At 61.4% G+C, this 24,695-nt stretch carries 26 protein-coding genes; 17 read left to right on the top strand and 9 right to left on the bottom strand.

What is annotated here, in order from left to right; all coding sequences use genetic code 11:
• Positions 1-119: 119 nt before the first annotated feature.
• The gene (locus AC3A5O_RS06260; RefSeq protein ID WP_122569307.1) at positions 120-446 is read right to left on the bottom strand and encodes a DUF2025 family protein; all 327 of its coding nucleotides are present in this window, start codon (positions 444-446) and stop codon (positions 120-122) included.
• A 235-nt stretch (positions 447-681) separates the two neighbouring features.
• Here AC3A5O_RS06260 and AC3A5O_RS06255 point away from each other — a divergent pair, with 235 nt between their 5' ends.
• The 3 genes from AC3A5O_RS06255 to AC3A5O_RS06245 all read left to right on the top strand — a co-directional run bounded on the left by AC3A5O_RS06255 (position 682) and on the right by AC3A5O_RS06245 (position 3,443).
• Complete coding sequence (locus AC3A5O_RS06255; RefSeq protein WP_122569308.1) at positions 682-1,809, top strand: glycerophosphodiester phosphodiesterase; 1,128 nt, start codon at positions 682-684, stop codon at positions 1,807-1,809.
• 122 nt (positions 1,810-1,931) lie between these two features.
• Complete coding sequence (locus tag AC3A5O_RS06250) at positions 1,932-2,237, top strand: PepSY domain-containing protein (protein ID WP_245138134.1); 306 nt, start codon at positions 1,932-1,934, stop codon at positions 2,235-2,237.
• Positions 2,238-2,420: 183 nt separating this feature from the next.
• A complete protein-coding gene (locus AC3A5O_RS06245; RefSeq protein WP_122569310.1) occupies positions 2,421-3,443 on the top strand; it encodes a transporter in 1,023 nt (340 codons plus the stop codon).
• A 202-nt stretch (positions 3,444-3,645) separates the two neighbouring features.
• Here the strand turns inward: AC3A5O_RS06245 and AC3A5O_RS06240 are convergent, their stop codons facing one another.
• A complete protein-coding gene (locus tag AC3A5O_RS06240) occupies positions 3,646-5,271 on the bottom strand; it encodes a methyl-accepting chemotaxis protein (RefSeq protein WP_305468181.1) in 1,626 nt (541 codons plus the stop codon).
• Positions 5,272-5,559: 288 nt separating this feature from the next.
• Here AC3A5O_RS06240 and AC3A5O_RS06235 point away from each other — a divergent pair, with 288 nt between their 5' ends.
• The 3 genes from AC3A5O_RS06235 to AC3A5O_RS06225 all read left to right on the top strand — a co-directional run bounded on the left by AC3A5O_RS06235 (position 5,560) and on the right by AC3A5O_RS06225 (position 7,273).
• Positions 5,560-5,703 carry a hypothetical protein gene (locus AC3A5O_RS06235; RefSeq protein WP_305468182.1) on the top strand — a complete coding sequence of 48 codons (144 nt, stop codon included), beginning with the start codon at positions 5,560-5,562 and terminating at the stop codon, positions 5,701-5,703.
• A 37-nt stretch (positions 5,704-5,740) separates the two neighbouring features.
• On the top strand, positions 5,741-5,971 hold the full coding sequence (locus tag AC3A5O_RS06230) for a hypothetical protein (RefSeq protein WP_305468183.1): 231 nt from the start codon (positions 5,741-5,743) through the stop codon (positions 5,969-5,971).
• 102 nt (positions 5,972-6,073) lie between these two features.
• Complete coding sequence (locus tag AC3A5O_RS06225) at positions 6,074-7,273, top strand: MFS transporter (RefSeq protein ID WP_305490985.1); 1,200 nt, start codon at positions 6,074-6,076, stop codon at positions 7,271-7,273.
• Here AC3A5O_RS06225 and arfB read toward each other — a convergent pair.
• Together arfB and AC3A5O_RS06215 are read right to left on the bottom strand one after the other, a co-directional pair.
• Positions 7,270-7,683, bottom strand: a complete 414-nt coding sequence (gene arfB, locus AC3A5O_RS06220; protein ID WP_045156713.1) for an alternative ribosome rescue aminoacyl-tRNA hydrolase ArfB — start codon at positions 7,681-7,683, stop codon at positions 7,270-7,272. The genes AC3A5O_RS06225 and arfB overlap by 4 nt on opposite strands.
• Positions 7,684-7,892: 209 nt before the next feature.
• A complete protein-coding gene (locus AC3A5O_RS06215) occupies positions 7,893-9,314 on the bottom strand; it encodes an amino acid permease (protein ID WP_122569313.1) in 1,422 nt (473 codons plus the stop codon).
• Positions 9,315-9,961: 647 nt separating this feature from the next.
• Between AC3A5O_RS06215 and AC3A5O_RS06210 the strand changes: the two genes are divergently transcribed.
• On the top strand, positions 9,962-10,099 hold the full coding sequence (locus AC3A5O_RS06210; RefSeq protein WP_003178782.1) for a hypothetical protein: 138 nt from the start codon (positions 9,962-9,964) through the stop codon (positions 10,097-10,099).
• A gap of 90 nt (positions 10,100-10,189) precedes the next feature.
• Complete coding sequence (locus AC3A5O_RS06205) at positions 10,190-11,155, top strand: M29 family metallopeptidase (RefSeq protein ID WP_122569314.1); 966 nt, start codon at positions 10,190-10,192, stop codon at positions 11,153-11,155.
• Between the two features lie 345 nt (positions 11,156-11,500).
• Here AC3A5O_RS06205 and rluB read toward each other — a convergent pair whose 3' ends face one another.
• The 5 genes from rluB to AC3A5O_RS06180 all read right to left on the bottom strand — a co-directional run bounded on the left by rluB (position 11,501) and on the right by AC3A5O_RS06180 (position 16,416).
• Complete coding sequence (gene rluB, locus AC3A5O_RS06200) at positions 11,501-12,736, bottom strand: 23S rRNA pseudouridine(2605) synthase RluB (RefSeq protein ID WP_122569315.1); 1,236 nt, start codon at positions 12,734-12,736, stop codon at positions 11,501-11,503.
• 335 nt (positions 12,737-13,071) lie between these two features.
• A complete protein-coding gene (gene scpB / locus AC3A5O_RS06195; RefSeq protein ID WP_487752953.1) occupies positions 13,072-14,067 on the bottom strand; it encodes an SMC-Scp complex subunit ScpB in 996 nt (331 codons plus the stop codon).
• 11 nt (positions 14,068-14,078) lie between these two features.
• A complete protein-coding gene (locus AC3A5O_RS06190) occupies positions 14,079-14,909 on the bottom strand; it encodes a segregation and condensation protein A (protein WP_487752952.1) in 831 nt (276 codons plus the stop codon).
• Entirely contained in the window at positions 14,910-15,539 is a 630-nt protein-coding gene (locus AC3A5O_RS06185) for an L-threonylcarbamoyladenylate synthase (RefSeq protein WP_053124883.1), read from the bottom strand. It lies immediately after the preceding gene.
• A 13-nt stretch (positions 15,540-15,552) separates the two neighbouring features.
• On the bottom strand, positions 15,553-16,416 hold the full coding sequence (locus tag AC3A5O_RS06180) for a PHP domain-containing protein (RefSeq protein WP_487752951.1): 864 nt from the start codon (positions 16,414-16,416) through the stop codon (positions 15,553-15,555).
• Between the two features lie 87 nt (positions 16,417-16,503).
• Between AC3A5O_RS06180 and AC3A5O_RS06175 the strand changes: the two genes are divergently transcribed.
• The 9 genes from AC3A5O_RS06175 to AC3A5O_RS06135 all read left to right on the top strand — a co-directional run bounded on the left by AC3A5O_RS06175 (position 16,504) and on the right by AC3A5O_RS06135 (position 24,582).
• Positions 16,504-17,100: a septation protein A gene (locus AC3A5O_RS06175; RefSeq protein ID WP_003204874.1), complete on the top strand. Its 597-nt coding sequence runs from the start codon at positions 16,504-16,506 to the stop codon at positions 17,098-17,100.
• A gap of 1 nt (position 17,101) precedes the next feature.
• Positions 17,102-17,401 carry a YciI family protein gene (locus AC3A5O_RS06170; protein ID WP_122569319.1) on the top strand — a complete coding sequence of 100 codons (300 nt, stop codon included), beginning with the start codon at positions 17,102-17,104 and terminating at the stop codon, positions 17,399-17,401.
• A 107-nt stretch (positions 17,402-17,508) separates the two neighbouring features.
• Entirely contained in the window at positions 17,509-17,919 is a 411-nt protein-coding gene (locus AC3A5O_RS06165) for an SH3 domain-containing protein (protein ID WP_122569320.1), read from the top strand.
• Positions 17,920-17,926: 7 nt separating this feature from the next.
• A complete protein-coding gene (locus AC3A5O_RS06160; protein ID WP_122569321.1) occupies positions 17,927-18,604 on the top strand; it encodes a response regulator transcription factor in 678 nt (225 codons plus the stop codon).
• 252 nt (positions 18,605-18,856) lie between these two features.
• On the top strand, positions 18,857-19,294 hold the full coding sequence (locus tag AC3A5O_RS06155) for a Spy/CpxP family protein refolding chaperone (protein ID WP_487752950.1): 438 nt from the start codon (positions 18,857-18,859) through the stop codon (positions 19,292-19,294).
• 66 nt (positions 19,295-19,360) lie between these two features.
• Positions 19,361-20,689 (top strand): sensor histidine kinase, encoded by a 1,329-nt coding sequence (locus AC3A5O_RS06150; protein ID WP_122569323.1) that lies wholly within the window; start codon positions 19,361-19,363, stop codon positions 20,687-20,689.
• A gap of 272 nt (positions 20,690-20,961) precedes the next feature.
• A complete protein-coding gene (locus AC3A5O_RS06145) occupies positions 20,962-22,389 on the top strand; it encodes a di-heme oxidoreductase family protein (protein ID WP_460082174.1) in 1,428 nt (475 codons plus the stop codon).
• 28 nt (positions 22,390-22,417) lie between these two features.
• Complete coding sequence (locus AC3A5O_RS06140) at positions 22,418-23,482, top strand: imelysin family protein (RefSeq protein WP_122569325.1); 1,065 nt, start codon at positions 22,418-22,420, stop codon at positions 23,480-23,482.
• Positions 23,483-23,484: 2 nt separating this feature from the next.
• Entirely contained in the window at positions 23,485-24,582 is a 1,098-nt protein-coding gene (locus tag AC3A5O_RS06135) for a DUF1513 domain-containing protein (protein ID WP_487752949.1), read from the top strand.
• The last annotated feature ends 113 nt before the right edge of the window (positions 24,583-24,695 follow it).

Here is a 24,695-nt window from a genome sequence, read left to right as displayed (position 1 = left end):
GGGAGCTGAGCTTGCTCGCGATAGCGGTGGGTCAGCTTGCAGCGATATTGAATGTGCCGCCGCCATCGCGGGCAAGCCTTGCTCCCACAGGGGATCTTGCTCAACTCACGGTCGTGGCTTCAGCTTTCCACCAATTGCCGCACCGCCACGATTTCCGGCAGGTCGCTGCGGGCCATGTACACCCGCAACGGTTCGGTGAGGTTGATCCGGTCGTCGATGTTCTGGTCCAACAGCAGCTGGATTCGCTCGCGCTTGAGGGCCATGGTGCCGTCTGCCACAGGGAGCCAGACAAATTCGCAGGTGGGGATGATGCCGTCGTCGGCCACGTCCATGCCGAAGGCGTCTTCGCTGAACCGCACGATGTATTGGCCGGTCTTGCGGTTCAGGCCGACAAATCCCTTGAGCTGGTCGGCGGCCTGGCAGATGAATGTCGAAGTGGTGCGCATGGTAAACCTCATGGATGCGTCCCTCGGGACGCCTGATCGATGGTTTACACGCAGGGCAAACGAACTTTAAGGTTCCCTCTGCCGGGGAACTGGTGCGGCCAAGGGTACTGCAAAGCGGCCTGGAAATGCGTGGGAAAAATCCGCTTTGCATAGGTTTATGTCGGCGTAGCGATAGCGCCAACAGCGTTCAGTTGTTAAAAGATAGGTTTTTGCCCCCGACGAAAGGATCTCGAGCATGCCTGTCACCTTCACCCGCAGCGCCTTGGTGCTGAGCCTGTTGCTCGGCTTCGGTCAGACACAAGCCTCCGAAGCCCCGAGCCCCAAGGCCCTGGCAACCCTTCAAGGCATTCCACACCCGGCGGTCATCGCCCACCGCGGCGCCTCGTTCGACGCGCCAGAATCCACCGCCGCCGCCTACAAGCTGGCCCGCGATCTGGGCGCCGACTACCTGGAACTGGACCTGCAACGCAGCAAGGACGGGGTGTTGTTCGTCCTGCATGATGACAGCCTGCTGCGCACCACGGATGTCGCGAGCAAGTTTCCCGAACGCAAGGACAGCACCGCCAACGAATTCACCATGGCGGAACTCAAAACCCTCGATGCCGGCAGCTGGTTCAACACTGCCTACCCGGACCGCGCTCGCCCTTCGTTCGTCGGCCTGAAAATCCTGACCCTCGATGAAGTAATCAACATCGCCGAGGGCAATCCGCAGCAAAAACCGGGGCTGTACATCGAGACCAAGGAGCCGAAGCTGTTCCCCGGCATAGAGCGCGACCTGAAGGACAAACTGCAGGACCGCGGTTGGCTGAGCCCCGCCGGGTCCAAACTGGCCAAGCGCGCCATCGGTGTCGGCCAGGGCAAGGGCAAAGTGGTCTTGCAGACCTTTGAAAAAAGCAGTCTCGAACTGCTGCACAAAGAGATGCCGAAGGTGCCGAAGATCCTGCTGCTGTGGGTGGGCGAAGGCAACATCGAACCCAAGTCCAAGGTGACGTTTGCTGAGTCCGGCGAAACGGACAAGGCCGTTTATTACGCCAAGCAGGAACCCAAGGACAAGGCCGAGTTCGAGCAGTGGGTCCAGTATGCCAAGGCCCATGGCGCCATCGGCACTGGTCCTTCGGCGGCGTTGACCCATGGCGGCAGCCAGAGTTACTCGGACCTGGTGCAACCGTGGATGAACCAGTACACCCATGACCAGGGTCTGCTGGTGCATGTCTACACCGTGGATGAGCCGGTGGACTTCAAGAAAGTGATGGAGGCCGGCGTCGACGGCATCTTCACCAATCGATCCAGTGAACTGCTCAAATACTTCAAACGTCCCGAAACAGGCAGTGTGACGCAACTATTGGAGAAGAACGGTTACTGAGTCGGAAGACGGTCGTCAGGAGACTTGCTTCAAGTTTTTTCGAATTAAGGGTGAATTAAGTTGCCACAGATAATCTGAACCCACTTAAACGACTCACCCTTTAACGACACAAGGAAAGACATATGAAAACTTTGACTGCCCTGTTCACCGCTGCCGCCCTGACCCTCACCGCTGGCCTGGCCCAGGCGGATGTACGAATCGATCAGGTTCCCCAATTGGTCAAGGACGGCAAGATCAAGTCCCTTGAATCGATGAATGAGGAAGCCCTGAAGTTGCACCCAGGCGCCACCATCACCGACACCGATCTGGACAATCACTTCAACGGTTACGAATATGAAGTGGAACTGAAAACTGCCGACGGCAAAGAGTTCGACGTTGATTTCGATGCAACCACCGGCAAAGTCCTGTCGAACAAGCAAGACACTTGATCCATGGATTTAAGAAGCCGCGCAACTTTCAAGTTGCGCGGCTTTTTCGTGTGCGCCTGTAAACCGTTGCAGGGTCTGAGCGCCGCGGCTCAACCGTCACAAAACCTTCAAAAAACCCTGCAATGATGCCGCTCAAGTGAACCTGTAGCCGCTGCGACAGGCACTCCCCGCCAGCGAGCCCTCATGAACCACAGCATCGACCAAAGCCATCGCGATCCGGACCTGTTCGGCCTGCTTTACGGGTTTCGTTTCCGCCCCGGCGAGCGTGGTCGGGAGATCGATTCGGCCCAAGCCCTGCTAAGCCTGCAACAACCGCAAGACGCCGACGAATTCCTCTGGCTACACCTGAACCTGGCTCACGCGGCCTGCGAGCGCTGGATGAAGAGTCACCTGGCCTTGCCCCAGGAGTTCTTCGAAGCCCTGCACGAAGGCTCGCGCTCGACTCGCATCGAACATGTGGACTCGGCATTGCTGGCAGTAGTGAACGATGTGGTGTTCAACCTCAGTAACCTGGTGTCCTCGGATGTATCGACATTGTGGGTGTGCGTGCACAGTCGGTTGATCATCAGCGCGCGCCTGCAACCGTTGCACTCGGTCGACAAGCTGCGCTCATCGGTCAAGGCCGGCGAGTGCTTTCGCTCGCCACTGGAACTGCTGGTGCATCTGCTGCGCGACCAAGGCGAAGTGCTGACCCAGATCGTGCGCAAGACCAGCCTCAGCGTCGACCAGATCGAAGACCAGTTGCTGTCTTCGCGCGTGTCCAACAACCGCGCCGAGCTGGGTGCCCAACGCCGCGTGCTGGTGCGCCTGCAACGCCTGCTGGCCCTGGAGCCAGGCTCGTTGCTGCGCCTGCTAAACCGCCCACCGCAATGGTTGCAGAAGGAAGACGTCAAGGAACTGCGCAAGTCTACCGAGGAGTTCGCCCTGATCATCAACGACCTCACCGCCCTGGGCGAGCGGATCAAGCTGCTACAGGAAGAGATCGCCGCCAACCTCAACGAACAAAGCAACCGCACGCTGTTCACCCTGACGGTGGTCACGGTGCTGGCGTTACCCATCAACATCATTGCCGGTTTTTTCGGCATGAACGTTGGCGGCGTACCGCTGGCCAGTGATCCCGAGGGTTTCTGGATCCTGGTGGCGCTGGTGGCAACTTTCACCGTGATTGCAGGCCGATGGGCGTTTCGCAAGCGGCGCGATTATTGAAATTGATCCACCTCGGGTTCGCATAAGCTTTTGTGGCGAGGGAGCTTGCTCCCGCTCGGCTGCGCAGCAGCCGTAAAAGCTGCCAACCGTTTTATTCCTGACCCACCGCGTTGAATGGCCTTGGGGCTGCTGCGCAGCCCAGCGGGAGCAAGCTCCCTCGCCACAGGTGTTAATCAGGCCTATTGCAAACAGGTCAATACCATCAGGCACTCAACCGCGCCGTCACTTCATTCAACTGCCCGGACAGCCCATGCAAATCCCGACTGGCCGCTTCGGTGCGCTGCACATTGTCGAGGTTGGTGCTGGCGATGCAGGTGATTTCGGTGAGGTTGCGCGAAATGTCTTCGGCCACGGAGGTCTGCTCTTCCGCGGCGGTAGCGATCTGGCGGTTCATGTCGCGAATCGCTTCCACCGCCTGGGTGATGCGTTCCAGCATGGCGCCGGCCTGGGTCACTTGCTCGACACTTTCTTCACTGCGCGACTGCCCGCTTTCGATGGCCTGGGCCGCGTCCACTGCGCCAGTCTGCACGGTCTGGATGATCTGATTGATCTCGATGATCGATGACGCCGTGCGCTGCGCCAAGTTGCGAACCTCATCGGCGACCACCGCGAAACCGCGTCCGGCCTCACCCGCCCGTGCCGCTTCGATGGCAGCGTTGAGCGCCAGCAGGTTAGTCTGCTCGGCAATCGCGCGAATCACTTCAAGCACTTTACCGATGCGCCCGCTGTCGGTTTCCAGACGACGGATCACCGTGGCCGTGTTGGCAATTTCGCCACGCATCTGGGTGATGGTGTGGATAGTGCCCTGCATCACTTTTTCGCCCTGCTGCGCCGAATGATCGGCATCATCGGCAGCCCGCGCCGCATCGGCGGCATGGCGAGCAACCTCCTGGGCGGTGGCGGACATCTCGTTCATGGCCGTTGCCACCTGATCGGTGCGTTCGAATTGTTCGCTGGTGCCTTGGCTCATCAGGCTGGCGATGGCATTGAGCTCACCGCTGGCACTGTCCAGCTCCGTGGCACTGCGTTGCAGGCGCGTGAAGGTTTCGGCAAGGAAATCGCGCAAGGTATTGGCCGCCAGGGCCAGGTCGCCCAGTTCATCCTGGCGCGTACTCGTGACACGCTCGGCGAAACGCCCGCGACTCAGTTGAGTCACGTACTCGATCAGGTTACGGATGGGCTGCACCAGGTTGCGGTTGACCAGCCATACACTCAACAACCCGACCAGCAGCCCCGAGACGAGCATGATCACTGTACCCAACATGATCGTGCGATCGGCACCGGAACTGATCAGCGCCGATTGCTCATCGCCCAGTTTATGCAACTCGACCACCAACTCACTCATCTGCTCACTGGCCGCGCGGTCCACGCCCTTGACCGCTGCGTCACCCGCCGCAGCATCGCCGCCCGCCGCCACAAACGCATCACGGCCCTTCTGGTAAGCCGCGCCCAACTGCACATGCTCGCTCCGCAGCCGTTCGATGCGTGTCTTGATCTGCGCCGGGACACCGTCGTGGGTGGTCAACCGGCCAAGAATGTCCTGGACATCGTGTTGACGCGCCTCGAACTGCTTCCAGTATTTCTCCAGGTCTGCCGGCTGCTTGCCGCGCAGCAACACATTCTTCCACTCCTGGACCTGGACCTTGAATTGCACGTTGGCCTCATCGATCAATTGCGAGGCATGCAACGGGCCATCGATCAGGTGGCGATAATTCTGGATGCCATCGGAAAGGAAGTGAAAGGATGCCAAGGCGATCAGCAACATGGTCAGCAGGCTGCCGCTCAGCAAGGCGAGAATCTGGGCTTTCAGGGATTTTTGTAGAAACATGGAGTCAATCTCTTCGAATAAAGAACCTCCATGTCCAGGCCCCACTGTTGCAACCGAATGTGGAGGATATGTGCATGACATCGGCCCATAAGCCGTGTTCTTGAGCCTTGGCGACCACCGGTAGCGACGGCGTTTTCGCTGATTGGACATGACCTGTCCAGACAATCCCTTTTGTCGGCCCGACGGGATTTAAAAGTCTTTTTGTCATTTCTCCTGCTGTATCCTGCCCAGGCTTTGTAAAAGCGCGGATCTACCAGATCTATCCACAGACTTTGCGAGGAGCGCGATATGCACGAGATCCCTAATCTCCCCTTCCCAAGCCTGCACGACACTGAGCAGACGACCACGCTACAAGCCGGGGGGCAACCTGATGCCCAGCAACCCGAGCCCAAGGAACCCACTGAACGCCGCCAGGCCGACAGCGAAGACTGATTGACCCGCACCACCAGACCGTGTGGAAAGCGCTAAGATGCGCTTTCCACACTGCCTGAATCCAGAGCCCCCCATGAGCGATGACACCCCACCCTTCAGCGAAGCCCAGGCCAGCGTCCTGATCGGCACCGCCGAGAAAATGGTCGAAATCTGGACCCGCCTTCCCGCCGAGAAACAAGCGGCCCTGCTGGCGCGTTTCGGCAGCGAAGAAAACGCCATCGCCGCGCTGGTCACCACGCGCCTGATCAGCGGACAGCACGACAGCTGAATCACCATTGGGCAAATAGTTTTGCTTTTCTGCGCTCGGACGCCACGGCCGCCGTTATCATAAGCAGCCTATCTATCCTGCTGCTCCGTGGACCTTTTCCCCATGTCAGATTCCCAGCGCCCCCTGGCGGTCACGCTGCAAGTCGTTTCCATCGTCCTGTTCACCTTCATCGGCTACCTGAATATCGGCATTCCCCTGGCCGTGCTGCCCGGCTTCGTCCACGGCGAACTGGGTTTCGGCGCGGTGATCGCCGGGCTGGTGATCAGCGTGCAATACCTGGCCACCCTGCTCAGTCGCCCTTACGCAGGGCGAATCATCGACAACCTGGGGAGCAAGCGCGCGGTGATGTTCGGCCTCGCCGGCTGCGGGCTGAGCGGTGTGTTCATGCTGGTGTCGGCTTGGACACCCCACCTGCCAACGTTCAGCCTGATCAGCCTGTTGATCGGCCGCCTGGTGCTGGGCAGCGCGGAAAGCCTGGTGGGTTCGGGTTCGATTGGCTGGGGCATCGGTCGGGTCGGTGCGGCGAATACCGCCAAGGTGATTTCCTGGAACGGTATCGCCAGTTACGGCGCGTTGGCGATCGGTGCGCCGCTGGGGGTGTGGCTGGTCAATGCGTTGGGGCTGTGGAGCATGGGCGTCAGCATCATCTTGCTGGGTTTGCTGGGGCTGGCATTGGCCTGGCGTAAGACTGCGGCACCCATCGTCGCTGGCGAGCGCCTGCCGTTCATGCATGTATTGGGGCGTGTACTGCCCCACGGCTGCGGCCTGGCCCTGGGCTCCATCGGGTTTGGCACCATCGCGACGTTCATCACCCTGTACTACGCCACGCAGCACTGGGACAACGCCGTGCTGTGCCTGAGCCTGTTCGGCGCCAGCTTCATCGGCGCGCGCCTGCTGTTCGGCAACCTGATCAACCGTCTGGGCGGCTTTCGCGTGGCGATTGCCTGCCTGTCGGTGGAAACCCTCGGCTTGTTACTGCTCTGGCTCGCACCGGATGCCCAATGGGCCCTGGCGGGCGCGGCGTTGAGCGGTTTCGGCTTTTCCCTGGTGTTTCCGGCGCTGGGGGTGGAAGCGGTCAACTTGGTGCCAGCGTCCAGCCGTGGGGCGGCGGTGGGCGCTTATTCACTGTTCATTGATTTGTCATTGGGGATCACCGGTCCGCTGGCCGGTGCGATTGCGGCGGGTTTCGGCTTTGCCTCGATCTTTCTGTTCGCCGCCTTGGCGGCTCTGGGCGGGCTGGCACTGAGTGTCTACCTGTACCGGCAGGCGCCTCGGTACCGTGAAGCGCGGGAGAAAAACTAGAAATCCACCTTGCCGCGGCCGGCCTTGATCGAGCCGCGCTTGGTCTTGGATTCCAGGCGACGCTTTTTCGAACCCAGGGTCGGCTTGGTCGGGCGACGCTTCTTTTCAACCTTGGTGGCGCTGAGGATCAGTTCGACCAGGCGCTCCAGCGCGTCGGCCCGGTTCTGTTCCTGCGTGCGGTATTGCTGGGCCTTGATGATCAGCACACCGTCGCTGGTAATGCGACTGTCGCGCAGGGCCAGCAATCGCTCCTTGTAGAACTCGGGCAGCGACGAGGCCGGAATGTCGAAGCGCAAGTGCACGGCGCTGGAGACCTTGTTGACGTTCTGCCCCCCGGCCCCCTGGGCGCGGATGGCCGTCAGCTCGATCTCGGCGTCCGGGATGTGCACGGTGTTGGAAATGACCAGCATGGAAAGTGTCCGGTATCAGGCCCCACAGGATACCGCGAATCCCCCAGACAACACCTGCCCCCTGTGGCAGCGGTGGCGACCACACACACTGTGAACACTGAAGATCCAATGTGGGAGCGAGCTTGCTCGCGATTGCAGTGTGTCAGTCACCATTGATACTGCTGACCCAACGCCATCGCGAGCAAGCTCGCTCCCACAGGGTTTCGTGCTTACTTGGCAGCCGCTGCCACCGCCAGCTCATGCCGGGCACTGCGCTTGTTCTTGATCCAATAGCACCCGGCCATGAACACCACCCACACCGGAATCGCATAGACCGAGATCTGGATGCCAGGGATCAGCAACATCACACCCAGGATGAACACCACGAACGCCAGGCAGATGTAGTTGCCGTACGGATACCACAGCGCCTTGAACAGCGGCGTCTGGCGGGTCTGGTTCATGTGCTGGCGGAACTTGAAGTGCGAATAGCTGATCATCGCCCAGTTGATCACCAGGGTCGCGACCACCAGGGACATCAGCAACTCCAGCGCATGCTGCGGGACCAGATAGTTCAACAACACCGCCACCAGCGTGACCGCTGCCGACGCGAGGATCGAACGCACCGGTACGCCGCGCTTGTCGATCTTGGACAAGGCCTTGGGCGCATCGCCCTGCTCGGCCATGCCCAGCAACATACGGCTATTGCAGTAGGTGCCGCTGTTGTACACCGACAGCGCGGCGGTCAGCACCACAAAGTTGAGGATATGCGCAGCAGTGTTGCTGCCCAGCATCGAGAACACCTGCACGAACGGGCTGCCGCTGTAGGCATCGCCGGAAGCGTTAAGTGTGGTCAGCAGGCTGTCCCAAGGGGTCAGGGACAACAGCACCACGAGGGCGCCGATGTAGAAAATCAGAATCCGGTAGATCACCTGGTTGATGGCCTTGGGGATCACGGTTTTCGGTTTGTCGGCCTCGGCGGCAGTGAAACCGAGCATTTCCAGGCCACCGAAGGAGAACATGATGATCGCCATGGCCATCACCAGGCCGCTCACGCCATTGGGGAAGAACCCACCGTGGGACCACAGGTTGGTCACCGACGCCTGCGGGCCACCATGGCCGCTGACCAGCAAATAGCTGCCCAAGGCAATCATGCCGACAATCGCCACGACCTTGATGATCGCGAACCAGAACTCGGCCTCGCCGAAGACTTTGACGTTGGCCAGGTTGATCACATTGATCAGGATGAAAAACGCCGCCGCCGACACCCAGGTCGGAATGTCCGGGGCCCAATAGTGGATGTACTTGCCGACCGCGGTCAGCTCGGACATACCCACCAGGATGTAGAGAATCCAGCAGTTCCAACCCGACAGGAACCCGGCGAAACCGCCCCAGTACTTGTGGGCGAAGTGGCTGAAGGACCCGGCGACCGGCTCTTCGACGATCATTTCGCCCAACTGGCGCATGATCATGAAGGCGATGAAGCCGCAGATGGCGTAGCCGAGGATCATCGACGGGCCGGCTGATTTCAGCACCCCCGCCGAGCCGAGGAACAGGCCGGTGCCGATCGCGCCACCGAGGGCGATCAGTTGAATGTGTCGATTTTTCAGGCCGCGTTTCAGCTCGCCTGAATGCGTATTTTCTACAACGGTCATGCGTCACCTATTTGTTTTTATCTGTGACGAAATCGAACCCGACACGCTCGTGGCATGGCGGAGTGAACAAGGCGGATAACCTTGAAAATGCGTGGGTACGCGAAGGGTCACAGTAAAACGCGGCGCATTGTACACCGCTGCCCCACCGCGACCAGACATCCGCGCACCCCGTACTTCAGGTCTGCCGCGCATCTGACCCGTCCCGCCGGTTTGAAACAAGCGCTGCGAAGTGTCGGAAAACCCGTCAAACCGACCTCTTCGGCAGCTTTTTCTTACAGCGCAGCCAAACACCGGGACAAACCGGCTTGATAGGCAAAAATCGTCAGCATTTCTTTACAAGCCGTAACGCAAAATTGCCATGTAGGAATTTTCTGTAAGCCGACTGCAAATTGACGGTAGCTAGCTACCTAAGTAAAAAACTACACAGCCAACTGTTTTTGAATAAGTAATTTCTTCGGCGAAAATGGAACAAAAAGTTCAAACGAAAAAAATAAAATTATTTTTTTGCAATCCAAAAACCCCTCGACTAGGTTTTCAGCGACTTGCCAAGGCATCGTGCCGACAAGTTCTGCGGTGCCGTTGCCGGCCTGTTTACACTCGCCGAATCGGGCCGTTGATTTCCGTAAAAGTCATCTAGGAGATTCACTATGCAAGCACTGGACAAAGACTTGGAAACCGAACTGCAACTGGACGAATGGTTTGAAGCCCCTACCCATGAAGCCGCCGTTGAAATGATGCAAGCCGACGCCGTCGTTCCGTTCGGCACGGCGATGTGGCCTCTGTAGGCACTGCCCGGCGGAGGCGATCCGGCCGGTCGACTCCGCCACTTGCCGGTTGTCAGGGAAGTTAAATGAACTTGTCAGGGAAGAATAAGCATGGACACACAACGAGCCATCTCACATTTCCTTTACTACCTCGAACACCATCCCGCCCTGGCCGGCATTCAACCCGCCAAGGTGTTGCTCGGTCATACCGCTGACTACGAAGCGCTGACCGGCGCCATTGCCGAACAGGCGGGCAGCGGCTCGCATTTTCGGTTCAGTGCCATGCGCCTGGACCTCGAGTCCACAGAGCGCCTGTCCAAGGCCATTGCAGACAGCGATCTGTATATTTTTTTCTACGACTCTTCCACCCTGCCCAACCCGCGTCCCGACGGCCCGGACTTTGTCCGCGCGCTGCAGGGCGTGATGGCTGACAACTGGAAGAAATCGCTGCTGTTCAAGGACTACGGCGATTATTTCTACGACACCTTCAGCGTGATTCCCCAGCGCATCGCCGGGCTCAACAGTCACCTGATCCGGCGCATGTCCCAGGCGACGACCCTGAGTTTCCAGGATGACCACGGTTCGTATTTCGACACAGCCCTGGGCAGCGTGAAGAAATGGACCGACATCAACGGCCTCGGCAACTACGACCTGGCCCCCGGCGAAATCGCCACCCACAGCGACACCATCAATGGCCGGGTGAATTTCGTCGGCACGTTCCTGAGCACCATCCCGTTCGCACGCAAATACGGCGTACTGCAATCGCCGCTGGAGCTGTGGATCGAAGACTCCACCATCCAGAAAATCGCCACCGACGTGCCGGGCCTGGAGCACGACTTCAATAAATACCTGGACGCCAACCCGTCCAACCGCCGCATCGAGGAACTGGGGATCGGCACCAACGAAGGGGTCAAGAGCCTGTACGCCCGCAATGCCGGTTTCGAGGAGCGCCATTGCGGCCTGCACCTGGGACTGGGTGGCGGGGCCAAGGGCAGCCATCACCTGGATCTGATTTTCGAGAAAGGCATGCTGGCGCTGGATAATGAGCCGATGTTTGATGGGCGGTTTGTGCTTTAGGTTGAGTTTTATTGCGAGGCCACTGGCGCCATCGCGAGCAGGCTCGCTCCCACAGTTGATCTTCAGCGGATAAGGATATTTGTGGTCGACACCATCCCATTGTGGGAGCGAGCTTGCTCGCGATAGCGGTCTGCTTGAAAAGGTGATGTTGACTGGACCGCCGCCATCGCGAGCAAGCTCGCTCCCACAGTAGATCTGAGCCAGGCGCCGAATCTGTGAACCTCCCCATGCAACTGTGGGAGCGAGCCTGCTCGCGATGGCGTACTCACCCGCGCCCCAACACCGAAGCCAGCGCAAAAAAAAACGCCAACCCGAAGGTTGGCGTTTTTCATGGGCGGCTGCCGATCACTCCGGCTTACGACGCCCAAACCCCGGACGCTGTCCCGAACCTGCCGGGGCACCACGGCGCTTGCCCGATGGCGTGTCGCGGTCGGCCAGGACGATACCCGGGCGTTTTTTCGGTGCCGGCTTGGCCGGACGCTTCGTGTCGGCCGGGCGATCGGCGACTGGCGTACCGCGACCCGCCGGAGCACCGCGACCTTCGCCGCGCTCGGTCCGACCATTGGCCGGACGCGGCGTGCGAGGACCACGCTCACCGTCCTGACGAGGTGCAGGCTTGCGGGCCGGGCGTTCACCTTCGATCTGCGGCTCGCGAGAAGGACGCGGACCGGTCGCCACACCTTCAGCAGCCGGACGCAGCGTACGCACGCGCTCGGTCTTGCCCATCGGGCGCGAGGATTTACGCTGCATCCGCTCCAGCTTGTCCTTGCTCTTGGCGGTCATCTGCGGCATTGCCACCGGCTTGAGACCCACTTCGGCGGCGAGGATGTCGACTTCATACTGGCTCATTTCGCGCCAGCGGCCCATCGGCAGGTCGGAATTGAGGAACACCGGGCCGAAACGCACGCGCTTCAGGCGGCTGACCACCAGCCCCTGGGATTCCCACAAACGCCGCACTTCACGGTTACGGCCTTCCATCACCACGCAGTGATACCAGTGGTTGAAGCCTTCACCGCCGGGCGCCTGCTTGATGTCGGTGAAACGCGCCGGGCCGTCTTCCAGCACAACACCGGCCTTGAGGCGCTCGATCATTTCGTCGTCGACTTCGCCACGCACACGCACGGCGTATTCGCGGTCCATCTCGTAGGACGGGTGCATCAAACGGTTGGCCAGCTCACCGTCGGTGGTGAACATCAGCAAACCGGTGGTGTTGATGTCCAGGCGACCGATGTTGATCCAGCGGCCTTCTTTCGGACGCGGCATCTTGTCGAACACCGTCGGGCGACCTTCCGGATCGTCACGGGTGCAGATTTCGCCGTCGGGTTTGTTGTACATGATCACGCGGCGCACCGTTTCGGCGGCCTCTTCGCGCTTGATCACCTTGCCATCGATGGTGATGGCGTCGTGCATGTCGACACGCAGGCCCAAGGTGGCATCTTTGCCGTTGACCTTGATCCGGCCCTGGGTAATCCAGGCTTCCACGTCACGGCGCGAACCGACGCCGATACGGGCGAGGACTTTTTGCAGCTTCTCGCCTGCTGGGCCGATTTCCTGGCTGTCGTTCTGGTCTAGGTCTTTCATTCTGGGCACCTCCCGGTGTGGTCGGGTCAGGCTTGGCCTGACGCTTTGAAAACGGGTCTTCGACGAAGGGATCGCCAAAGGGTCGCGAATCATACGCCTGTTAAGGCGATTGCGCATCAGAGACTAGCTGATCGACGAGCGCCCGGCGTATTTTCCGCCGACCGGTGGCTTCCCGTTTGGTGGGGACTTAATGAAGCCCCCTGTGGGAGCCGAGCTTGCTCGCGATGGCGGCGGGTCAGCCTGCATTTATGCTGAATGTTACTCCGTCATCGCGAGCAAGCTCGGCTCCCACAGGGGACGGCGGTGGATCAGCCAGCGTTTCCAAACCAGTTGAATCAGTCGTCGAACTGGCGCCGTTCGTTCTCGATCGCTTCGGCCAGGGCACGGGCTTCGGCTTCTTCATCGCTCAGTTCGGGTTCCGGCGGCTGGAGGGCGGCGACGGCGGCCAGCAGTTTTTCCCGGGCTTGGGCAACGCCGAGGATGTCTTCTTCCGGTTCCGACTCCGCTTCCGGCTCTGGCTCTGGCTCTGGCTCTGGCTCTGGCTCTGGCTCTGGTGCAGGTTCCACCGGGCTATTGGGCTCCGCCAACTCATCCGACTCGCCCTCAAGGCCAGGCCCCTCACGCAGCAAGTCGTCGAAATCGGTCTTCAAACCCTCCTCCATGGTGTCCAGCTCCAGCAACAACGAGTGGAAACTGGTCTCTTCCTTCGGCTCCTCAGGCTCGGCACTGGCGTCGGCCAGTTCCTGCAGGCCTTGGGGTACCGGGACGTCGTCGAACTCCAGCATCGGTTCGGGTTCCAGCTCCCGCAGTTCGGCCAGGGGCGGCAGGTCATCCAGGTTCTTCAGGTTGAAGTGATCGAGAAAGGCCTTGGTGGTGGCGAACATCGCCGGTTTGCCCGGCACATCGCGATAGCCGACGACGCGGATCCACTCGCGCTCCAGCAACGTCTTGACGATATGGCTGTTGACCGCCACGCCCCGTACATCCTCGATCTCGCCGCGGGTGATCGGTTGGCGATAGGCAATCAACGCCATGGTTTCGAGCATGGCGCGGGAGTAACGCTGCGGCCGCTCCTCCCACAGGCGCCCGACCCAGGGCGCGAACTTCTCGCGGATCTGCAGGCGATAACCGGACGCCACTTCCTTGAGTTCGAAAGCCCGCCCCTCGCAGGACTTGCCCAACAGCGTCAGGGCTTTCTTGAACACGGCTGGCTCGGGCCGCTCGCCTTCTTCGAAGAGTTCGAACAGGCGCTCCATCGATTGCGGCTTTCCCGAGGCCAACAGGAAAGCTTCAAGCAAGGGGGCCAGCTCGCGGGGTTCAGTCAGATTCATTGATTTGCTCGTTATTCGGCTCGTGCCCGCACGTGGATCGCTGCGAACGGCTCATTCTGCACCAGCTCGACCAAGGATTCCTTGACCAATTCCAGGACCGCCATAAACGTCACCACCACCCCCAACCGTCCTTCCTCGGCGGTGAACAGCTCGACGAACGGCACGAAACCGCCGCCCTTGAGCCGTTCCATCACATCGCTCATGCGCTCGCGGGTGGACAGCGCTTCGCGGCTGACCTGGTGACTTTCAAACATATCGCCCCGGCGCAGGACCTCGGCCATGGACATCAGCAGCTCTTCCAGGCTCACATCCGGCAGCAACTTGCGCGCCCTCGCTTCCGGCGCATCCAGCTTGGGCACCACCACATCGCGCCCCACCCGGTTCAAGCCATCGAGGCCTTCGGCGGCGACCTTGAAGCGTTCGTACTCCTGCAAGCGCCGAATCAACTCGGCCCGCGGGTCGTCCTCTTCCTCTTCGACTTCCGCCGAGCGCGGCAGCAGCATTCGCGACTTGATCTCGGCGAGCATGGCCGCCATCACCAGATACTCGGCCGCCAGTTCCAGGCGCACCGACTGCATCAACTCGACGTAGCCCATGTATTGGCGGGTGATTTCCGCCACGGGGATGTCAAGGATGTTGATGTTCTGTTTGCGGATCAGGTACAGCAGCAGGTCAAGGGGGCCCTCGAAAGCTTCGAGGAACACTTCCAGCGCATCCGGCGGAATGTACAAGTCCAGGGGCATTTCCATGACCGCCTGGCCATAGACCATGGCGAACGGCAACTCCTGCTGCGCGCCAGCCTGGCTGTCGGCATTGTCCACCGCGGTTTCCACGGCGGACATTCAGGCCTCGACCATGAACGGCGTCGGATCGCCGCAACCGACGCGCACCACCTGGGGTTCGCCATCGGCCAGGTTGATCACCGTGGACGCCGACATGCCGCCAAAACCGCCATCGATGATCAGATCCACCTGATGCTCGAGTATTTGGCGCATCTCATAGGGATCGGTCAACGGCTCGGTCTCGCCAGGCATGATCAGCGTCACGCTCATCAGCGGCTCACCCAGCTCCGCCAACAGTGCCAGGGCGATGGGATGGCTCGGCACCCGCAGGCCGATGGTGCGTTTTTTCGGGTGCAGCAACAGCCGCGGGACTTCCCGCGTGGCATTGAGAATGAACGTGTACGGCCCCGGCAAATGCGCCTTGAGCAAGCGGAAGGTGCCGGTGTCGATCTTGGCGAACAGGCCCAACTGCGAGAGGTCGCTGCAGATGAGCGCGAAATTGTGCTTGTCGTCCAGTTGACGCAGGCGTCTGACACGCTCCACGGCATTCTTGTCGCCGATCTGGCAACCGATGGCGTAGGACGAGTCGGTGGGATAGACCACCACGCCACCGCCACGAATGATTTCCACAGCCTGTTTGATCAGGCGCGCTTGCGGGTTTTCCGGATGAATCTGGAAAAATTGACTCACATGTTCTACCTGTTCAGACGGCGGCGGTAACGAGATCATGTTTGAATCTACACCAAAGTGGTGGCAGATCTTCCGGCAACGGGCGGTATTCGCCTATCTCGGACCAGCCCCCAGGGCCATGGAAATCACTGCCGGCGGTGACCAGCAGGCCGAACTCACGGGCCAGGATCGCCAAGCTGCCCACCTGCTCGGCAGGCTGATGGCCGTTGACCACCTCGATGGCATGGCCCCCTGCTTGAATATAGTCGGCGACCAGACGGCGGCGCTTGCTGCGGGTGAAATCATAGTGCCATGGATGCGCCAGGCTGACCCAGGCGCCAGCGGCTCGCAGGGTCGCGACGGTATCTTCCAGGGTCGGCCAATGTTGCTTGACGTCGCCCAGCTTGCCGGCCCCCAGCCATTTGCGGAACGCTTCGGCGCGATCCTTGACGAACCCTTCGCGCACCATCCAGTCGGCAAAGTGTGGCCGGGCCGGTGCGTTGCCACTGTCGCCCAGCTCCTGCTGCATCTGCCGGGCGCCGTCCAGCGCACCGGGCATGCCCTTGAGGGCCAGCTTGCGGCTGATCTCTTCGGAACGCAGCCAGCGGCCGTCGCGCAGTTGTGCGATGGCCTGGACCAACGCTGGCGCATTCACATCGAAACCGTAGCCCAGCACATGGATGGTCGCCCCGCCCCAAGTGCATGACAGCTCGACCCCATTGACCAGCTGCATGCCCAACGCCGTGGCGGCGCTGCGGGCCTCGTCGAGGCCTTCGAGGGTATCGTGATCGGTCAGGGCCAGGACTCGCACGCCGTGCTCGAACGCCCGCGCCACCAGAACCGCAGGCGCCAGGGCGCCATCGGAGGCCGTGCTATGGCAGTGCAAATCAACATTCACGAGAGTTTGTTACCTCAAATCAGCTGGCCCTATCGCGGCCAAGGATGTTTGTTATTATGCCGCCACATCCTGCTTCTGGCTGCCACTGTGAAACAATTCATCGACTTCATCCCGCTCCTGCTGTTTTTCATCGTCTACAAACTTGATCCCCGGGCCGTCGATTTCGCCGGTCACTCCTTGACTGTAGGCGGTATTTACAGCGCCACCGCGGTGCTGATCATCAGCTCCCTGGTGGTCTACGGCGCGCTGTTCGTGTCCCAGCGCAAGCTGGAGAAGAGCCAGTGGCTGACCCTGATCGCCTGCCTTGTGTTCGGCAGCCTGACCCTGGCGTTCCACAGCGAAACCTTCCTCAAATGGAAGGCCCCGGTGGTCAACTGGCTGTTCGCCCTCGCCTTCATCGGCAGCCACTTCATCGGTGATCGCCTGCTGATCAAGCGCATCATGGGCCACGCCATCAACCTGCCGGAACTGATCTGGACCCGGTTGAACATCGCCTGGATCGCGTTTTTCCTGTTCTGCGGCGCCGCCAACCTGTTCGTTGCGTTCACGTTCCAGGAGTACTGGGTCGACTTCAAGGTCTTCGGCAGCCTGGGCATGACGCTGCTGTTCCTGATTGGCCAGGGCATCTACCTGTCCCGTCACCTGCACGATGCCGACCCCACCACGCCTAAAACCGAGGACTGACATGCTCTACGCAATCATTGCCACCGACGTCGCCGATTCCCTGGAAAAACGCCTGGCCGTGCGTCCGGCACACCTGGAGCGCCTGCAACAGCTCAAGGCCGAAGGTCGTATCGTGCTGGCCGGCCCGCACCCGGCGGTGGACAGTAATGACCCGGGCGCCGCGGGTTTCACCGGCAGCCTGATCGTAGCCGAATTCGCCTCCCTGACCGACGCACAAGCCTGGGCCAAGGCCGATCCGTTCGTGGCGGCCGGCGTCTACGCCGATGTCGTGGTCAAGCCGTTCAAGCAAGTCCTGCCGTAACCCCCCCTGGCGCGATGAGCCTGCGCGGCTCATTGCGCTCAGTTGCTCATCTTTCTCATTTGCCTGCCGACAACCTGTCTAATCTCGATTGGAATTCAGGAGTTGCAATGCGCAAAGGTCCGTTGTGCCTGTTGTTGGTCTCGTTGGCGATCGGAGCGCCCGCCCATGGCGAGGAAAGCACCGAGGGCAGTCATTCGGCGCCCTTGTCCCTGAGCGCCGGCGGCCAGATCGCTGAATTGCAGCAACGCTTGAAAGACAGCGAGCGCCAGCGTGAAGAGCTGAGCAAACAACTGAAAAATGCCGACAGCGAACGCGAAAGCGCGGTGCTGGCCCGACTGCGCCAGGAAAACCAGCGCCTGAAGCTGCAACTCAAGGAAGCCCAGGCCAGCCCGCTGCCGCGCCTGCTGACCGATCAACAGCAATGGTTCGTCATTGGTGCCGGGGTAGCGCTATTGGCCTTGCTCTGCGGTATCTTTGCCAGCGGTGGACGTAGACAACGTCGGCAATGGCTAAATTGAGTGAGTCATGAGCGAGCTGTTACTGATAGATGATGACCAGGAGCTGTGTGAGCTCCTCGTGAGTTGGCTGAGCCAGGAAGGGTTTCAGGCCCGCGCCTGTCACGATGGCCAGAGTGCCCGCAAGGCCCTGGCCGAAACCGCCCCGGCTGCCGTGGTCCTGGACGTGATGCTGCCCGACGGCAGTGGCCTGGAACTGCTCAAGCAATTGCGCACCGATCACCCGGAATTGCCGGTGCTGATGCTGTCGGCCCGGGGTGAACCGCTGGACCGTATCCTTGGCCTGGAACTGGGCGCCGATGACTACCTGGCCAAGCCCTGCGACCCACGGGAATTGACCGCCCGCCTGCGCGCCGTGCTGCGCCGCAGCCACCCGACGGCCGTGTCCAGCCAGATCGAACTGGGTGACCTGACCTTCAGCCCGGTGCGTGGCGTGGTCAGCATCGACGAACAGGAACAGACCCTCACCGTTTCCGAAAGCCGCCTGCTCGAAGCACTGCTCAAGCAGCCGGGCGAGCCGCTGGACAAGCAGGAGCTGGCGCAGATCGCCCTGGGCCGCAAACTGACCCTGTACGATCGCAGCCTCGACATGCACGTGAGCAACCTGCGCAAGAAAATCGGCCCCCACCCCGACGGCCGTCCGCGCATCGTGGCGCTGCGTAGCCGTGGTTACTACTACAGCCTCTAAGCACTGCGCCGCTGAGCTGTGGGAGCAAGGCTTGCCCGCGATGCAGACACCTCGGCTCCCTCAGAGACCGTGTTATCTTCATCGCGGGCAAGCCTTGCTCCCACAGGGTTTAGTGTTTGGCCCTGCAGATTTGTCAGCTCCGCACCAAACCGTCTTTACCCAAGCTTTACGCCCCCCTGACCGCCGCTGACCTTGATCTCCGTAATCTGCACACATCCGGAACTGACCGGGAATGAGACAAGGAGACACACCATGCGCAAGACCCTTATCGCTCTGATGTTCGCTGCCGCCCTGCCGACCGTCGCCATGGCCATGCCCGAAGGCCCCGGCCCGATGGGGCCGATGGACGGCCCACGCCACGGCGGCCAAATGCATGACAAAGGTCCCTACAGCCAACTGGACCTGAGCCGCGAACAACGCCAGCAGATTCGCCATATCATGGGCGAACAGCGCCACGAACAATGGGAACTGGTCGACAAGTACCTGGCCAAACTGTCGCCAGCCGACCAGAAAGCCATGCAGGACGAAATGCAAGCCCGGCATCAGAAGGTCGATGCCCAGATCCGTGGACTGCTGAAGCCTGAGCAGCAAAAAGAATTCGACGCGATCCAGAAGAAACAGGCCGAACGTCGCGCCGAGTGGGCTGAGTTCAAGGCCTGGAAAGCGCAACAACCGCAAAAAGCGCAATAATGCACTGAAGCTCCCCAGCCCAACGGCCCATCGCCGTTGGGCTTTCTTTGTTTTCGAGGATTTATCGTGCGTTCATTGTTCTGGCGCATCCTGGCCAGTTTCTGGCTGGCCATCACCCTGGTTGCAGGGCTTTCGATCCTGATGGGCCACATGCTGAACCAGGACGCCTGGATCCTCAGCCGCCACCCGGGCCTCAACACCCTGGCCGAAGAATGGACGCAAACCTATGAAAGTCAGGGCGAGGACGCCGCCCAGGACATCCTGCAACAACGCAAGCGCCAGTATCGCATCGACGTCCAGGTGCTCAACGAAAGCGGTGACCCGGTGGTACGCGGCACCTTCCCGCCTCGCGCCGCCGCCTTCGAGGCACGGCAAAAGCGCCTGCCCTGGCGGCGGCTGACCGACGAGTTCACCAGCGCCAAAACCGGCGACACTTACCTGTTCATCTACCGCATTCCCCATCCTGAACTGGACGCCTGGCACCGCGAGAGCCTGCTCTTGCCCCTCAGTGCACTGGGGATCGCGTTGGTGGTGCTGACACTGTTCAGCTTGTTGGTGACCTTCTCCATCACCCGTCCACTGAGTCGCCTGCGCGGCGCCGTGCATGACCTGGGGCAAGCCACCTACCAACAGAACAGCCTCGCCAAACTGGCCAATCGTCGGGATGAATTCGGCGTATTGGCCACTGACTTCAACCGCATGGGCGCACGCCTGCAAAGCTTGATTGCCAGCCAGCGCCAACTGCTGCGCGACGTGTCCCACGAACTGCGCTCGCCCCTGGCCCGACTGCGTATTGCCTTGGCATTGGCTGAACGGGCCAGCCCCGAGGAACGTGAAAAACTCTGGCCGCGCCTGACCCGCGAATGCGATCGCCTGGAGGCGCTGATCAGCGAAATCCTGGTCCTGGCCCGGGTCGATGCCGACAACGCCGGCGCCGAAGAGGTGGACCTCAACGGTTTGCTGGTCACCCTGCAAAAAGATGCGCAGTTGGCTTCACCGGAGCAAACCGTGCAGCTTGAAACCGAGGCGGACCTGACCCTCAAGGGCTGGCCGACCATGATCGAGCGGGCGGTGGACAACCTGCTGCGCAACGCCCAGCGCTTCAATCCGAGCGGGCCATCGATCGAGATGCGCGCGGTGCGCCAGGGCGAACGGATCCTGATCAGCGTGCGCGACCACGGGCCCGGCGTGGAGGCCGAACACCTGGGGCAATTGGGCGAACCGTTCTACCGCGCCCCCGGCCAGACTGCCGCCGGCCATGGCCTGGGCCTGGCCATCGCACGCCGTGCCGCCGAACGCCATGGCGGTGCGCTGGTATTAGGTAACCATCCCGAAGGCGGCTTCATTGCGACATTGGAACTGCCGTTGGTGCCGGGGGCCGTGGTACTACCTTAAGTTCAAAAATGAACCTGTGGCGAGTGAGCTTGCTCCCGCTGGGCTACGAAGTAGCCCCAAGATTTTACGGTTGCTGCGCAACCGAGTGGGAGCAAGTTCCCTCGCCACAAAAGCTCCCTCGCCACTGGAAATCAAACAAGGCAAGGTGAGCGACGTGGCCGTACCCAACGGCAAGCACGATCTCATTAAACCAAACGATAATTCCTCTTATTCAAACTGCCCCGCCCTGTTAGACTTTGCGCCCTCTTTTCACCTATCGCCCAGGTCGCCCGATGCCGTCGTTGCCTCTTCGTTTATGTGCACTGTTCATGGCCCTGGGCCTGAGTGCCTGCGATGATGCCCCGCGTTTTACCCAGGCCGAACCGGGTGAAGCCCGGTCCGGTGGCGCCGCGACGGTGCGCAAGAGCGATCAGAACGCCTTTTCCCAGCCCTCGGCCAACCTGCCGCCCTCGCGGCGCGTGGATTTCAGCGTCGGCAACAGTTTCTTCCGCAGCCCCTGGGTGATCGCTCCTTCGACCACCACCGCCCGGGACGGCCTCGGGCCCTTGTTCAACACCAACGCCTGCCAGAACTGCCACGTCAAGGACGGTCGCGGCCATCCGCCGGCGCCGGACGCGACCAGCGCGGTGTCGATGCTGGTGCGCCTGTCGATTCCCGACGCACCGGCCTACGCCAAGGTCATCGAGCAACTGGGGGTGGTGCCGGAGCCGGTCTACGGTGGGCAATTGCAGGACATGTCGGTGCCCGGCGTCGTTCCCGAAGGCAAGGTGCGGGTCGATTACACGCCGGTCCCGGTGCGTTTCAAGGACGGCAGCGTCGTCGAACTGCGCAAGCCGAACCTGCAGATCACCCAACTGGGGTATGGCCCCCTGCACCCCGATACGCGCTATTCGGCCCGCGTGGCACCGCCAATGATCGGCCTGGGTCTGCTGGAGGCCATCCCCGACGAGGCGCTCCTGGCGAACGCCAAAGCCCAGGCGCGAGAGAACAAAGGCGTCGCCGGTCGTCCCAACCAGGTCTGGGACGATGTGCAACAGAAAACCGTGCTGGGGCGTTTCGGTTGGAAAGCCGGGCAGCCCACCCTCAACCAACAGAACGTCCACGCGTTCTCCGGTGACATGGGCCTGACCACGAGCCTGCGCCCTTTCGACGACTGCACCCAGGCCCAGGTCGACTGCCAGCGCGCGCCCAGCGGTAACGGTCCGGACGGCGAGCCGGAAGTCAGCGACAACATCCTGCGCCTGGTGCTGTTCTACAGCCGCAACCTCGCGGTGCCGGCCCGTCGCGACGTGAACTCGCCCCAAGTGCTGGCGGGCAAGAACCTGTTTTTCCAGGCCGGCTGCCAGTCTTGCCACACACCGAAATACACCACCGCCGCCAACGCCGCCGAACCGGAGTTGGCCAACCAGGTCATCCGCCCCTACACCGACCTGCTGCTGCACGACATGGGCGAAGGCCTGGCTGACAACCGCAGCGAATTCAAGGCCAGCGGTCGTGACTGGCGAACCCCGCCACTGTGGGGCATCGGCCTGACCGAAACCGTCAACGGCCACACCCAGTTCCTGCACGACGGTCGTGCCCGCAACCTGCTCGAAGCCGTGCTGTGGCATGGCGGCGAAGCACAAGCGGCGCAACGCCAGGTTTTAGCGTTCAATGCCGAGCAGCGCGCTGCGTTGCTGGCCTTTCTGAATTCCCTTTAAATGCCTTTTCCAGAAATGGGAGCCTGACATGTTCCGTCCCAAGCTGTTGTTCACCAGCCTCGCCGCCATCGCCCTCGGCGCCTGCTCGCCCCAAGACCCACAAGCCGTCACCTCGGCCGCCATCGCCAAACAAGTGATCCTGCCGACCTACAGCCGCTGGGTCGAGGCCGACCGGCAACTGGCGACCAGCGCCCTGGCGTTCTGCCAAGGCAAGGAAAACCTGGACACCGCTCGCGCCGACTTCCTCAAGGCGCAAAAAGCCTGGGCCGAGTTGCAACCGCTGCTGATTGGTCCACTGGCCGAGGGCAACCGCGCCTGGCAGGTGCAGTTCTGGCCGGACAAGAAAAACCTGGTGGGCCGTCAGGTCGAGCAGTTGGTCAACAGCCAGCCGCAGATCGACGCCGCCGGCCTGGCCAAGTCCAGCGTTGTCGTGCAAGGGCTCTCGGCCTACGAATACCTGCTGTTCGACGCCAAAATCGACATGGCCGACGCCGCCCAGAAAGCCAAGTACTGCCCGCTGCTCATCGCCATCGGTGAACGCCAGAAGCAACTGGCCGAAGAGATCCTGTCGGGCTGGAACACCAACGACGGCATGCTCGCCCAGATGAGCAAATTCCCCAACCAGCGCTACGCCGACTCCCACGAAGCCATCGCCGATCTGCTGCGCGTGCAGGTCACGGCCCTGGACACGCTGAAGAAAAAACTCGGCACGCCGATGGGCCGCCAGAGCAAGGGCGTACCTCAGCCATTCCAGGCCGATGCCTGGCGCAGCCAGTCGTCGCTGCAAGGGCTGGAAGCCAGCCTGAGCGCGGCCAGGACCGTCTGGGCCGGCGTGGACAACAAGGGCCTGCGCGGCCTGTTGCCAAGCGACCAGAAGCCGTTGGCCGACAAGATCGACGCCGCCTACGATGCCTCCTTGAAACTGTTCGCCAGCAGCCAGCGCTCGTTGACCGAAATGCTCAACGACGATGCCGGGCGCCAGCAACTCAACGATCTGTACGACAGCCTCAACGTCGTCCATCGCCTGCACGAAGGCGAACTGGCCAAGGCGCTGGGCATTCAACTGGGCTTCAATGCCAACGACGGTGACTGATCATGTTTCGACGTCAGGTCCTGGCACTGGGTAGCTTGTTGCTCGGCGCCGTCACCCTGGGCGGCTGGACGCTGTTCAAGCAAAAGGACAAGCACCCACTCTTGCTTTCGGCACGGGACGATGGCGACGGCAAGCACTACGCCGTCGGCTATCGACTGGACGGCACGCGGGTGTTCGCCACCCAGGTCGGCCAGCGTTGCCATGACATTATCAATCACCCGTCGCAGCCGATTGCGCTGTTCGTCGCCCGTCGTCCAGGCACCGAAAGCTACTTGATCGACCTGCGCGACGGGACGCTGCTGCAAACCATCACCTCGTTGCCGAACCGGCATTTCTACGGCCACGCGGTCATCCATAAAAGCGGCGAATGGCTATACGCCACCGAGAACGATACCACCGACCCGGGACGCGGCCTGTTGGGCGTGTACCGTTTCGACGGCGAGCGGTTGGTGCATAGCGGCGAGCTATCCACCCACGGCATCGGTCCTCACCAGGTGTCCTGGATGCCCGATGGCGAGACGCTGGTGGTGGCCAACGGCGGCATTCGCACCGAAGCCGAAAGCCGGGTTGAAATGAACCTCGACGCCATGGAGCCGAGCCTGGTGCTGATGCAACGCGATGGCACCCTGCTGAGCAAGGAAACCCTCGCCCAATCGATGAACAGCGTGCGCCACCTAGGCATCGCCAGTGACGGCACTATCGTCTCCGGCCAGCAGTTCATGGGCGCGGCCCACGAATCGTCGGAACTGCTGGCGATCAAGCGACCGGGGCAGCCTTTCCAGGCGTTCCCGGTGCCCGAAGAACAATTGCAGGCCATGGGGCACTACACCGCCAGCGTCGCCGTGCACAGCGACCTGCGACTGGTGGCCCTGACCGCCCCGCGCGGCAACCGCTTCTTCATCTGGGACCTGGACAGTGGCGAAGTCCGCCTGGATGCGCCCCTGCCAGACTGTGCCGGCGTGGGTGCGGTGGCCGACGGTTTTATCGTGACCTCGGGCCAAGGGCGTTGCCGCTATTATGATTGCCGGCAGACACAATTGGTTGCAAAACCTCTGGATTTGCCGGCAGGGCTCTGGGACAACCATTTGCATCTGGCCTGAGCCAGGGAGCGAAGCCCATCGGCGCCAAGCTCCCTGATTTTTCGGAAAATTCCCACGCACCACCGGCCCGCCAGCATCTGGAATAGCCCGCACACTCGGAGTAATGTGCCCGC

It is taken from the genome of Pseudomonas sp. Soil_N_39, from assembly GCF_057655955.1.
The sequence above is the reverse complement of the archived record's forward strand: the minus strand, read 5'-3'. Positions and strand labels throughout refer to the sequence as shown.